Annotated in this window: 11 protein-coding genes; 5 read left to right on the top strand and 6 right to left on the bottom strand. The window is 67.1% G+C overall.

The window, feature by feature from the left end:
• Positions 1 to 5: 5 nt before the first annotated feature.
• Entirely contained in the window at positions 6 to 1,289 is a 1,284-nt protein-coding gene (locus T8K17_RS14630) for a TRAP transporter large permease (protein WP_322330472.1), read from the top strand.
• A gap of 85 nt (positions 1,290 to 1,374) precedes the next feature.
• On the opposite strand, the gene T8K17_RS14625 is transcribed toward T8K17_RS14630, so the two are convergent.
• The 3 genes from T8K17_RS14625 to T8K17_RS14615 form a co-directional block, all read right to left on the bottom strand.
• Positions 1,375 to 2,187 (bottom strand): putative hydro-lyase, encoded by an 813-nt coding sequence (locus T8K17_RS14625; protein WP_322330471.1) that lies wholly within the window; start codon positions 2,185 to 2,187, stop codon positions 1,375 to 1,377.
• A 35-nt stretch (positions 2,188 to 2,222) separates the two neighbouring features.
• Entirely contained in the window at positions 2,223 to 3,116 is an 894-nt protein-coding gene (locus T8K17_RS14620) for a DMT family transporter (protein ID WP_322330470.1), read from the bottom strand.
• 62 nt (positions 3,117 to 3,178) lie between these two features.
• The gene (locus T8K17_RS14615; protein ID WP_322330469.1) at positions 3,179 to 3,961 is read right to left on the bottom strand and encodes an SDR family NAD(P)-dependent oxidoreductase; all 783 of its coding nucleotides are present in this window, start codon (positions 3,959 to 3,961) and stop codon (positions 3,179 to 3,181) included.
• Positions 3,962 to 4,759: 798 nt separating this feature from the next.
• Between T8K17_RS14615 and T8K17_RS14610 the strand changes: the two genes are divergently transcribed.
• From T8K17_RS14610 to gloA, 3 genes are all read left to right on the top strand, one after another.
• Positions 4,760 to 5,992, top strand: coding sequence for a hydantoinase/carbamoylase family amidase (locus T8K17_RS14610; protein ID WP_322330468.1), 1,233 nt, complete (start codon positions 4,760 to 4,762; stop codon positions 5,990 to 5,992).
• A gap of 70 nt (positions 5,993 to 6,062) precedes the next feature.
• Entirely contained in the window at positions 6,063 to 6,866 is an 804-nt protein-coding gene (locus tag T8K17_RS14605; protein WP_322330467.1) for an alpha/beta hydrolase, read from the top strand.
• A 106-nt stretch (positions 6,867 to 6,972) separates the two neighbouring features.
• Positions 6,973 to 7,419: a lactoylglutathione lyase gene (gene gloA, locus T8K17_RS14600; protein WP_322330466.1), complete on the top strand. Its 447-nt coding sequence runs from the start codon at positions 6,973 to 6,975 to the stop codon at positions 7,417 to 7,419.
• A gap of 6 nt (positions 7,420 to 7,425) precedes the next feature.
• Here gloA and T8K17_RS14595 read toward each other — a convergent pair whose 3' ends face one another.
• Complete coding sequence (locus T8K17_RS14595; protein ID WP_322330465.1) at positions 7,426 to 8,613, bottom strand: CoA transferase; 1,188 nt, start codon at positions 8,611 to 8,613, stop codon at positions 7,426 to 7,428.
• Between the two features lie 139 nt (positions 8,614 to 8,752).
• On the opposite strand from T8K17_RS14595, the gene T8K17_RS14590 reads away from it, so the two are divergent.
• The gene (locus T8K17_RS14590; RefSeq protein WP_322330464.1) at positions 8,753 to 9,565 is read left to right on the top strand and encodes a DUF169 domain-containing protein; all 813 of its coding nucleotides are present in this window, start codon (positions 8,753 to 8,755) and stop codon (positions 9,563 to 9,565) included.
• Positions 9,566 to 9,761: 196 nt separating this feature from the next.
• Here the strand turns inward: T8K17_RS14590 and T8K17_RS14585 are convergent, their stop codons facing one another.
• Together T8K17_RS14585 and T8K17_RS14580 are read right to left on the bottom strand one after the other, a co-directional pair.
• Entirely contained in the window at positions 9,762 to 10,973 is a 1,212-nt protein-coding gene (locus T8K17_RS14585; protein WP_322330463.1) for a CynX/NimT family MFS transporter, read from the bottom strand.
• A 60-nt stretch (positions 10,974 to 11,033) separates the two neighbouring features.
• On the bottom strand, positions 11,034 to 12,668 hold the full coding sequence (locus tag T8K17_RS14580) for a long-chain-fatty-acid--CoA ligase (RefSeq protein WP_322330462.1): 1,635 nt from the start codon (positions 12,666 to 12,668) through the stop codon (positions 11,034 to 11,036).
• Between the last annotated feature and the right edge of the window lie 134 nt (positions 12,669 to 12,802).

Here is a 12,802-nt window from a genome sequence, read left to right as displayed (position 1 = left end):
ACGCCATGCTCGGCACTACGCTGATCATCCTTATCGTGCTGATCGCCCTCAGCATCCCGATCGCGGCGGCGTTGGGGACCTTGGGGCTGGCGCTCGATCAGATCTATTCGGGCGGTTTCCTGTGGCGCGGTCTGGCCCTGAACGCCTGGGAAACCTCGATCGAGTTCCTGCTTGTCGCCATTCCCATGTTCGTGCTGCTGGGCGAGATCCTGCTGCGCGCCGGAATCGCCCAGCGGATGTACGCGGCCCTGGTGCAGTGGATGTCCTGGCTGCCCGGCGGCCTGATGCACTCCAATATCGGCGCCTGCGCCATGTTCGCGGCGACCTCCGGCTCCAGCGTCGCGACCGCCGCGACGGTCGGCACGGTCGCCCTGCCGGAGGTGGAGAAACGCGGCTATAACGAGCGCCTGTTCCTCGGCACCCTGGCCGCCGGCGGTACGCTCGGCATCCTGATCCCGCCGTCGATCAACCTGATCGTCTACGGCCTGCTGACCGACACCTCGGTGCCGGAGCTGTATCTGGCCGGCTTCCTGCCGGGCCTGATCCTGGCGCTGCTGTTCATGGTGGCGGTGGTGATCTTCTGCACCGTCTGGCCGCGTCTCGACGGCGACAAGGTCCAGACCTCCTGGTCGGAGCGGATCCGCGTCCTGCCGGATCTGCTGCCGCCGCTGGCGATCTTCCTGGTGGTGGTCGGCTCGATCTATGCCGGCCTTGCCACGCCGACCGAAGCCGCGTCCCTGGGCGTGGTGGCGGCCCTGATCCTGGCCGCCTGCTACAGGACCCTCTCCCTCTCCATGCTCCGTCAGGCGATCGAGGGAACGATGAAGACCACCGCGATGGTGATGCTGATCATCATGGCGGCGATCTTTCTCAACTTCGTCCTCGGCATGATCGGCCTGACCCAGGCGCTGGCCGGCTTCATCACCTCGCTCGGCCTGACGCCGTTTCAGACGCTGATGGTCGTGATCCTGTTCTACCTGGTGCTCGGGTGCTTCATGGAGACGCTGTCCATGCTGATCACCACGGCGCCGATCATCACCCCGATCATCGTCGGCCTCGGCTACGATCCGGTCTGGTTCGGCATTCTGCTGATGGTGATGCTGGAAACAGCCCTCATCACACCGCCGATCGGCGTGAACCTCTATGTGGTTCAAGGTGTGCGCGGCAGCGGGCCGATGACCGACGTCATGATCGGCGTGGTGCCGTTCCTGCTGGCCATGTTCGCCATGGTCGCCCTGCTGGTCGGCTTCCCCGACCTCGCCCTGTGGCTGCCGTCGCTGTTCTACTGAGCGGCGACCCGGCACGTCCAAACGAAAGCCCCCTTCCTGGCGCCAGGAAGGGGGCTTTTCTATGCCTGGACGGAAACGAAGGAAGTTACTGACCGCCGGCCTCGTAGCCCGGAATGTCGGTGACCAGCATGTGGCCCGGCGTATGGGTGATGACCAGGGGCAGCTTGGCCTCCAGCACCGTGCGCTGCGGGGTGACGCCGCAGGCCCAGAACACCGGGACCTCGCCCTCTTCCATCCGGGTCGGGTCGCCGAAATCCGGCTTCGACAGGTCGGAGATGCCGATCTGAGCCGGGTCGCCGATATGCACCGGCGCGCCGTGGGCGTGGGGGAACCGGGCGGTGATCGCCGCCGCTTTGATGGCGTCGGCCATGGTCATCGGCCGCATGGAGACGACCATCTCGCCGCGGAACGGGCCCGCCGGGGTGGTCTGGATGTTGGTGCGGTACATCGAGACGGTGGTGTCGTCGTCCCAGTGGCGCAGACGGATGCCGTCGGTCACCAGGGCCTGCTCGAAGGTGAAGGAGCAGCCGATGACGAAGGCGACGGAATCCTCTCCCCAGAGCCCGGTGATCTCGGGCACGGACTCGGTCAGCACGCCGTCGCGGAAGACGTTGTAGGACGGCACGTCGGTTCGGATATCCACGTCGGTGCCCAGCGTGAACAGATCCGGGTTGCCGGTATCGGACACGCCGACCAGCGGGCACGGCTTCGGATTGCGCTGGCAGAACCGGAAGAAGTCGAGGGCGTGCGCGGCCGGCAGGATCACCAGATTGCCCTGCAGATAGCCCGGGGCCAGGCCGGCGGTATGGCCGGTATGCGCCCCCTCGCGGATCAGCCGCCGGGCCTCGCGCGGATCGGCGGCGCGGGCCGGGGTGGACAGGGGCGATTGCACATTCATGGAAATCTCCTGGGTTAACAGCCTCCGTGGCCGTCTCAGCGTCCGAGCGCGATGACGATTACGGAGCCCACGACGATAAAGGTCGCGATCACGACCTTACCCGTCAACCTCTCGCGGCGGAACACCAGCGCCGAGAGCAGCATGGTGAAGATCGGCGAGGTCGCGACGATCGGCGCGATGACGACGAGGTCGCCGCGGAGCAGGCCGGTATTCAGGCAGATGATCGCGGCCGAGGTCGTCGCTCCGCCCAGGGCGAACCACTTCACGCCCGGCGCATGCCAGTTCACCACCACCGGCTCGCGTCGCACGCCGCGCACCGACCAGGTGAGGATCGCCGAGACCGTGAAGCCGACAATGCTGGCGAAGTAGGGGTCGGGGATGCCCGCCTCCATGCCGATCTTCGACAGAACATGCCCGAGTGCGCGCAGGAAGGCGGCGCCGATCGGCAGAAACAGGGCCCAGAACGGCCAGTCCACAGAGAGCTTGCCCCGCTTGGAGAGCAGCAGGACCGCCGCCATGATGCCGCCCGTGCCGAACGCCAGGGGCCAGGTGAACATCTCCCCCAGGATCAGCACCCCCATCACCGTGCCGAACAGCGGCGACGTGCAGGCGAGCGTGCTGACCAGGGTGGGGCCCAGATACTTCATGCCCGCAACCGCCAGATTGGCGGACACCGCCGGCCGGAACAGGCCGATGGAGGCAAAGATCAGCACCGCCGGCTCCAGCCAGTAGTGCCACTCCATGAAGAACGGCGCGAACACCCACAAGGTGGCCGCCGCGGCGGTGATCGACACCATTGCCCCGGTGCGCCCGTCGATCGTCGACAGGCCGATATTCTGCCATTGAGCACCAATGGCGAACATCAGCGACGCGGTCGTCGCCAGTATCAGCGGCACATAGTCGAACGGGACGCCCGCCACTTCCGTCATGACCGGCACCACTGGCCGGCGTCACCAGTTCCCACGCACAACTCCCAACCGATGCGGACCGCTCAGACCACGGGGCACATGCCGCCATCGATGTTGATCGCCGTGCCGGTCACGTAGCCGCCCTCCTTGGAGGCCAGCAGCGTGGCGACGGCAGCGAACTCCTCGGCGGTGCCGACGCGGCCCATGGGGATGGTTTCCCCCATCTCGCTATAATAGTCCTCCAGCGAACGATTACCATTCTCGGCTGCGTGGCGCTTCACCCATTGATCGCTTTCGATCCGCCCGACCAGCAACGCGTTCACCAGCACGTTGTAGGGGGCGTATTCGTTCGCCATGGCCTTGGTCAGGGCCATGCCCGCCGCCCGGGTGACCGCGGTCGGCGCGCCTTCCGCCGGCGGCGCCTTCGCACCCGTGTTCAGGATGTTGATCACCCGCCCCCAGCGGCGCTGCTGCATCTCCGGCATCAGTCGGCGGCACAGGCGGATCGCGGCGAACAGTTTCAGATCCAGATCGGCCTGCCACACGGCATCGTCATGGCTGGCGAACGGCCCGCGCTTGGAAGAGCCGGCATTGTTCACCAGGATATCGACCGCGCCGAGCTGGGCCTGGGCGATGTCGCAGGCGATCTCGCAGCCCTGGGCCGTGGAGATGTCGGCGGCGATGGTGACGATGTCGACACCCGTGGCCTCCTTGATCGCTGCCGCCGCCTCGTCCAGCGTCTCCTGGCGCCGGGCCACGATGGCCACGCGCCCACCGCTCTCCGCATACCGCAGGGCGATCGCCCGGCCGATGCCGAGACTGCCTCCGGTGATCAGCGCCGAGCGCCCGTCGAGCCGCACATCCATGTCCTCACCTCCTATGGTCTTGTTCTCGCCGCAGAATGGCACGGCGGCAGACAATTGGGAGAGGCGATTTGCCGACACGCAGAAGTTCCGCAGGCGCACCGCACGCGGCCCGCAGAGACGATCAGGGGAGGGAATCGGATTGGCAGACGTTCGGTGGCGCGAGGCGCTTCAGACGGCGCTGGCGGCCATTGCCGGGGCGCACGGGGAGTCCTGGCTTGTCGTAGACGAGCCGGTGCGCCGGTCAGGCGTCGCGGGTGCCCCGCATATACCGCTTCTCGGGGTGATAGGCGCGCTTGCCCCACCAGGAAAAGAGGTCGTGACGCAGACGCGAGATGAGGGAGCGAACGATCATCGGAAACGATCCGAGGGTTGGGGTTGCGGGACGGGGACCGATTTTCTTAATCCCCTGAAGGATACTCCATGCCCGTTAACAAGCAATAAACGGGCCAAGGTTATTTCGCATCGCACCATTTCCGATACGGAACCGATGCATGCGCGGCAATATTCGTTCAAATTCAACGGGTCGCACCGCTAGCGGTCGCGACTCGGTCGAACCGGTCGGATCCCTGAGGCTCTGGAGCGTTTCCCCTCTTGAGAGTCCCTGCCAAAGTCGGCGAGACTTTTTGTGCGCTGCACCACATCGGCAACGGGAGTCGCCGGAACGGAGCCGCAGGGTAGGGAACGCGGCCCGATGGTGTGCGCTGTTATCGCGGTTCGCCTGGGCAACGTTCGCACCGCCCGACGGTTCCCGCCCGATGTCGCTCGTCAGCCCTCACCTGTCGCCATCGGAGGCCCGAGATGCTTGAGATCAACGCCGACCGCCTGCTCGCAGACCTCTACGACCTGCGCAAGATCGGGGCCTTCAAGACCGGCGTGCACCGCCCGACCCTGTCCGCAGACGACATCACCTCGCGGCACTGGCTGGTCGACAAGCTGAAGGCCATGGGCCACGAGGCGGAGATCGACGGCATCGCCAACGTCATCGGCCGTGCGCCCGGCAAGGGCCCGCACATCCTCTCCGGCTCCCATATCGAGACCCAGAACGAGGCCGGCTGGCTGGACGGCGCGCTGGGTGTGCTCTACGCGCTGGAGGCGGCACGCGCCGTCGCGGAGAGCGGGGCCTACGGGGAAAGCGGCGTCGACGTGATCGCCTTCGCCGACGAGGAAGGCCATTTCAGCGACATGCCGGGCAGCAATTCCTGGGTCGGCCAGCTCACCGAGGAGACCATCGACAACGCAGTGGACCGCACCCACGGTCTGCCCCTGCGCGAGGCCCTGGCCAAGGCGGGTCTGGCCGGCAAACCGCGCCGGCAGATGGAGCGCGACCGCTATCTCTGCTTCCTGGAGGCCCATATCGAGCAGGGCGGCTGGCTGGAGGCCAACGACCTGACCATCGGCGTCGTCACTTCCATCGTCGGTTCCTGGCAGTACAAGATCGTCATCGAGGGCCAGCAGAACCATGCCGGCACCACGATGATGAAGATGCGCCGCGATGCCGGCGTGGCAGCGACCCGCCTGCTCCAGGCGATCGAGACCGAGTTCCAGAAGATCGCCGCCGAGCTGAGCGTGTGGACCGTCGGCCGCATCACCCTCGACCCGGGCGCGCCGGCCATCGTGCCGGGCCGGGCCGAGATCCTGTTCCAGTTCCGCGATGCCGACCAGGCGGTGCTCGACCGGATGCACGCCAAGCTGGAGGAGTTGATCGCGGCGGAGGATGCCAACGGTCCCTGCGACGTCCGCCTGGAGATCGTCAGCATCACCAAGCCGGCGCTGATGGACGAGCAGCTGAAGGCCGCCTTCTCCGCCTCCGCCGAGCGGATCTGCCCCGGCAAGCACACCCTGATGCCGAGCGGCGCGGGCCACGACGCCCGCACACTGGCCCCCTACATCCCGTGCGCCATGCTGTTCGTGCCCAGCATCAACGGCGTGTCGCATCACTGGAGCGAGAACACCTCCGACGCTGATATCGTCGCCGGCGCCCGGGTCTTCGCCGGCGCGGTGGGCGACCTGCTCGACGCCGCCCGAGGATAGCGCGCCGGCCACACGTCCAATCCGTCGCTTGGCCCGTATAAGCCGCATGTGCCGATGGATTGGACTCTTCGTGTTCTCGTTCCTTGCCGCCTGCTCGCCGCTGCAGATCGTCGATCATCTCACGCCGAAGACCGGCTACGAGCGGGTGCAGGGCATTCCCTACGCAGAGGGGCCGCGCCAGACATATGACCTCTACGAGCCGAGCGCTCCCCGGCGCGATGCTCCGGCGATCGTCTATTTCTACGGCGGCGGTTGGAAGAGCGGCGACAAGGACAAGTACCGCTTCGTCGCACAGTCCCTGACCAAGGCGGGCTACACGGTCGCGATTCCGGATTACCGGCTGTATCCCCAGGTGACATTTCCCGACTTCGTGCAGGACGGGGCAGCGGCGGTGGCGGCCGTGGCGGCGCGATTGGACCGGCCGATCGTCCTCATGGGCCATTCCGCCGGCGCGCATATCGCGATGATGCTGACGCTGGATCCGCGCTGGCTGTCCGCCGCCGGCCTCGACGTGGACTCCACGGTGAAGGCGACCGTGGGCCTGTCCGGCCCGTACGACTTCCTACCCCTGTCGGACGACCTGCAGCCGATCCTCGCACCCCAGGGCGATCCCGAGGCCAGCCAACCGATCACCTATGCAAGGGGCGATGCGCCGCCGCTGCTGCTTCTCCACGGCACCGCCGACACCACCGTCCTGCCGAAGAACACGAAGAACCTCGCCGCCGCGATCGCCGGTCTGGGGGGCGACGTCACGGTGAAGACCTATCCGAAGGTCGGCCACGCCCCGATGATTGGCGCCTTCGCCCCCGCCCTCGACTTTCTGGCGCCCAGCCGCGCCGATGTCCTGGCCTGGCTGCGCGACCGGGGCCTTTAGCGCAGAGGCATCCGGCGCATGGGCTGTCCTGGGGGTTGCCATCGCCGCCCGAAGGGCTCAAATCTCCCCCACCGAACAACAGTCCCCGCACGAACGGAGAGCCTCCATGCAATACCTCCACACGATGGTCCGCATCAAAGACGTCGACGAAAGCCTGAACTTCTACTGCGGTCTGCTCGGACTGGAGGAGATCCGGCGCTATGACAGCGAGAAGGGTCGCTTCACCAACATCTTCCTGGCCGCCCCGGAAGACAAGGAAAGCGCCGCCTCCGACAAGAAGGCGCCGATGCTGGAGCTGACCTACAACTGGGATACCGAGGACTACAAGGTCGAGGGCCGCGCCTGGGGCCACCTCGCCTTCCGCGTCGACGACGTCTACGCCACCTGCCAGAAGCTGATGGACAACGGCGTAACCATCAACCGCCCGCCGCGCGACGGCTACATGGCCTTCGTGAAGTCGCCGGACGGCATCTCCATCGAGCTGCTGAACGCCGACGGCCCCAAGGACCCGGCCGAGCCCTGGGCCTCCATGGAGAACACCGGGAGCTGGTAGGCCCCTTCAGGCAGGACCGGCGGAGGACATGCCCAGCTCGCTGAGCACCTCCTCGGTATGCTCCCCGAGACCCGGCGGCGGACGGTCGAATTTCGGCCCGTCCGCCGCACTCCTATAAGGCGCCATTGCCAACCGCACCGGCTGGTCGAATCCCCGTGGCGCCGGCACCTCCGCCAGGCTGCCCCGATGGGCGAGTTGCGGTTCCTCCATCGCCTCCGGAATCGAGTTCACCCGACTGATCGGCACGCCGCGTGCCCCCAAACGCCTCGACCAGTTCGCCGCCGTATCCGCCAGGAACGCCTTGCGTAGCGTGCTGTCCACCAGCTCACGGTGGGCGATGCGCGCCTTGCTGTCGGCGAAACGCGGATCGCTGAGCAGATCGGCGATCCCCAGTTCCTCGAACACCGCCTGCACATGGGTCTGCATGGTCGCCGACATCAGCACCGTGCCATCTGAGCAGTCGAAGCTGTTCGCCGTCGGCAGATGGGTGGCGGAGCTGTTGCCGATCAATCCGCCGGGATTGCCGTCCACCGTCCATTGGGCAATGGACGGCGCCTGGATGTTCAGGGCGGCGTCCAGCATGGCGATGTCGAGATACTGCCCCTCCCCTGTGCGCTCCCGCCGGAAGAGGGCGGCGGCGACCGCATAGGCGGCCGAAGCGCCGGTGAACAGGTCGACCGGGAAATAACCGGTGCGCATCGGCCCGGTCTCGGGCGAGCCATTGGTCGACATCATACCGGAAGCCGCCTGGATGGCGCCGTCATAGGCCCCTTCCTTGCAGCGCGGGCCGGTGGCGCCATAGCCGGTGATCTGGCAGTAGACCACGTCCGGCTTGATCGCCTTCACATCCTCCCAGCCGAGGCCGAGCCGTTCGGCCACCCCCCCGCGGAAATTCTGGGCGACCACGTCCGCGGTCTCGATCAGCCGGTGGGCGATCCGCCGCCCCTCCTCCGATTTCAGGTCGAGGGCGACGCTGCGCTTGCCCGGGTTCAGCGCCAGGAAGGCGGAGCCCATGTCGATATCGGTGTATTTGCTCGGGATCATGCGGTTGCGCATCTGATCGCCGCCGCCCGGCCCGGGCGCCTCGATCTTGATGACGTCCGCCCCTTCCTGGGCCAGCAGGGACGTCATGTACGGCCCCGACAGCACCTGGGTGAAGTCGACGACACGGATTCCCTCGAACGCTCTCGCCACGCGTTTCCTCCCGTTCTTCGCCGGGTCTTGCCGCCCGGACCTGCAACCAGCACGCTACAGCGGAAACCCGTGCCGGGGCACCTCCCATGGCCGCTCCGGGGCAGGGACAACGAGAAAAAGATCACTTCGGGAGACCGCCATGACCGACACCGCCGCCCAATCCGTCGACGCGCCGGCCGCCATCACCGGCGAGACCGTCAAACAGGCCGCCGCCGAGCTGTCCGACCTGCTGAAACTGCGCACCTATCCCTTCGGCATGAAGCTGTTCGAGGATGTGGAGGAGATGAAGGCGGTGCCGGGCGTCCGCACGCCCATGGACGGAATCCCCTTCACCACCTGCCAGCTCGTCACCCAGGTCCGCACCGCGGGCTTCACCCTGGGAATCGTCAAGGACAACCTGCGGCCGAACGCGAGCTGCGGCGCCAATATCGGCCTGGAGGAGGTACCGGAACGCCTCGCCTCGGGCGAGCAGATGACCGGGGTCTGGTTCGACAACCAGGAAGCCGCACGCAAGCACCAGACGGAGATGCCGCGGGTCGCCCCCGGCCGCTATTCCGGCCTCTGCGCCTCGCCGCTGCGCACCGGCCGGCTGGATCCGCCGGACGTGTGCCTGTTCTACGCCTCGCCCGGGCAGATGATCCTGTTCATCAACGGACTGCAGTTCAAGAACTACCGCCGCTACGACTTCACCATCACCGGCGAGAGCGCCTGCGCCGACAGTTGGGGCCGGGCGCTGAGCACGAAACAGACCAGCCTCTCCATCCCCTGCTACGCCGAGCGGCGCTATGGCGGGGTGGCCGACGACGAGCTGCTGATGGCCTGCCCGCCGGACGAGTTCCTGCGCGGGGTGGAGGGTCTGAAAGGCCTGGCGAAGAACGGCCTGCGCTATCCCTACCCCCCGTTCGGCGCCTTCGCCGATCCGGCGATCGGGATGTCGAAGAGCTACGGGTGATCGCTGCCGGCCCTTCGACACGCCCCCTGGCTCAATCCCGGATTAAATCCGGGACAGGGGGCTGCTCAGGGCGAGGTCAAAAATGAACATCCCGACCTCGCCTTGAGCAATCCCAACGGGGCATGTCGAAGGGTCGCGTCACACGCGCCTCCCGTCCTCCCGAAACAAGTTCGGGATGACGGGAACGGCAATTACCTCAGCTCTGCAGCGCCTTCAGCCGCAGCGTGCCGAGCAGCAGGAACGCGGCCACACCCGCCAGGATCCACAGGGACAGATCGAAGCTGTGGGTGGCGTCATAGACCAGCCCAAGCAGGATCGGGCCACCCGCTCCGCCGACTTCGGCGGCGGAGAAGAACAGCCCGCTCGCCGTGCCGGCGCGCTCCTCTCCCACGCCCTTGGTTTCCACCAGGGTCAGGATCGCCACCGTCATCAGGGAGGACCGGGCGATCCCCTGCAGCGCCAGGCCGATGGTCAGCGCCGGCTGGCCCGCGACCCAAAGCAGCAGGCAGGCGAGCACTGCCCCCGCCGCCAGCAGACCGAGCACCAGATGACGGCGCTCCGGCGTGGCGAGCCGCGGGATGGTCAGGGAGGCGAATATCCCGATGAGGGTCGGCACCGTCGCCCAGTACCCCGCCTCCACCGGCGTCATGCCCCCCACCCGCAGGATCTCGGGCAGCCAATTGTTGAGTCCGTGGTTCAGCGCGAAGATCGCCACGCTCATGGCCAGCAGCAGCCGCACCGCCGGCAGGCGCACCAGTTCGCCGATGACTTCCTTCTGCGGCCGCGGCTTGGCGGTGGAGACCGGCGGGTCGTGGCGGCGGGCGGCGGGCAGGCTGGCGATCGCGAACCAGACGCAGGCGCCGAGAGCGGCGACCGCCGACCACAGCAGGAGCACCGAGCGCCAGTCACCCTCGAAATACGGCATCAGCACCGAATTGGTCAGCGACAACGCGACGATGGAGCCGATGGCCGGGCCGGTGATGTAGATGCCCATGGCGAAGCCGCGGTCGCTGCCCTTGAACCAGCGGGCGATCTCCTTCGGCGCGCCGGCGGAGACGATCGGACCGCCGATGCCGAAGATGGCCACGGCGACGAACAGCAGCGCAGCACTGTCGGCGATGCCCCGCAGCAGACCGGACAGGGCCACGATCATCGCCCCGAGGAAAATCGCCCGGCGGGCGCCGACCCGGTCGAGAAAACTGCCGCCGGGAACCGCCGCCACGATATAGGTGAGCTGCCAGATACCCAGGACCCCACCCATGGCGGTGTGGCTGATCTCCAGGTCGCGGGTGATCGGGCCGATGATGGGGGCCAGGCCGGCGATGGTCAGCCCGAAGCAGAAATACACCGTCCACACGCCGAACAGGATCGCCCAGCGGATCGGCGGCGCCGGGGGTTCGGCGCTCACTGCCGCGTCTTCACTCATCTGTCGGTCCCATATGGCCTATGCCGGAAGGCCGAGACCGCCTTACTCCGCGGCCGTCGGCAGGACGTGATCCTTGAACCGCTCGCGCAGCGTCAGCTTCGACAGCTTGCCGGTCGCGGTATGGGGAAGATCGTCAACGAAAACCACGTCGTCCGGCAACCACCACTTTGCGACCTTGTCGGACAGGTAGGCGCGGATATCGTCCGGCGTCGCCGTCCTCCCCTGCTCCAGCCGGGCGACCAGCAGCGGCCGCTCGCCCCATTTCGGGTGGGCTGCGGCAATGACCGCGCATTCGGCGATCGCCGGATGCCCGAGCGCGGCCCCCTCCAGGTCGAGGGAGCTGATCCATTCGCCGCCGGACTTGATGACGTCCTTGGTGCGGTCGACGATGTAGAGGAATCCGTGCTCGTCGATCTTCGCCACGTCGCCGGTCCGCATCCAGCCCTCGTCGTCGAAGGTCCGCGCACTGGTGTCGTCGTCTCCGAAATAGGCGCTCATGACACCGTGGCCGCGCACCAGGAGCTCGCCGAACGCCTCGCCGTCATGGGGCAGCCGGTTGCCCGCCTCGTCGACGATCTTCAGCTCGCAGCCGAACAGCCGGCGGCCCTGGCTGGTCTTGAAGGCCCGCTTCTCCGATTCTGGCAAGGCGTTCAGGGTGGGGCCCATGGTGGTCAGGGTGCCGACCGGGCTCATTTCCGTCATGCCCCAGCCGTGGACGACCCGGACGCCGAAATCGACCTCGAACTCGCAGATCATCGGTGCGGGCGCGGCCGAGCCGCCGATGATCACCACGTCGAACCCGTCCGGCCTGCGGCCCTGCTTGCGCATCTCGCCGAGCAGACCGAGCCACACCGTCGGCACGCCCCAGGCCGAGGTGACCTTCTCCTCGTCCATCAAGGCGAACAGGCTGGCACCGTCCAGCTTCGGGCCCGGCATGACGATGCGGGTGCCGGTCAGCGGCATGGCGTAGGGCAGACCCCAGGCATTGACGTGGAACAGAGGCACGACCGGCAGGATGCTGTCGGTCGGGGTCAGTCCGACCTCAGTGGCGATCGTCATCAGCCCATAGGAATGCAGCAGGGTGGAGCGGTGGGTGTAGAGGACGCCCTTGGGATGGCCGGTGGTTCCCGATGTGTAGCAGATGCCGCTGGCCGCCCGCTCGTCGAAGACCGGCCAGTCGATCTCGGTCGGTTGCTCCGCAAGCAGGTCCTCATAGGCCAGCGCCCCTTCCAGGCCGTGGACTTCCTCGCCCAGGACGACGTAGCGCAGACCTTTCGGCAGCTTGTCGCGCAAGCCCTGCACCAGCGGCACGAAGGTGGCGTCGAGGAACAGGACCTTGTCCTCGGCATGGCCGACGACATAGACGATCTGCTCGGCGAAAAGCCGAGGATTGATGGTGTGGCAGACGGCGCCGATCCCGGAGATCCCGTAATAGAGTTCCAGATGCCGGTAGCCGTTCCAGGCCAGCGTCGCCACCCGATCGCCCGGCCCGATCCCGAGCTTGCGCAGCGTGTGGGCGAGCTGGGCCGCCCGGCCGGCGAGATCCCTGTAGGTGTATCGGTGGCGGTCGCCCTCGACCCGGGCCGACACGATCTCCTGGTCACCGCGGATCTCCGCCGCATAGGTGACGATGTCGGAGATCATCAGCGGCCGGTCCATCATCTGGCCCTGCAGCATCCCCAGTCCTCCCAAAGCTTTTTTATCTCTTATGCTTACTTGCTAATTACGCCAGTGCCCGGCGGCTGTCGAGACACACTCCGCCGGCCGCCGGCGCGCAGGCCAGGGTTGAGGATAGGCGTGGAAATCTGACG

It is taken from the genome of Thalassobaculum sp. OXR-137 (genome assembly GCF_034377285.1).
Classification (GTDB): domain Bacteria; phylum Pseudomonadota; class Alphaproteobacteria; order Thalassobaculales; family Thalassobaculaceae; genus Thalassobaculum.
This window is presented reverse-complemented; position numbering and strand designations above follow the sequence as displayed.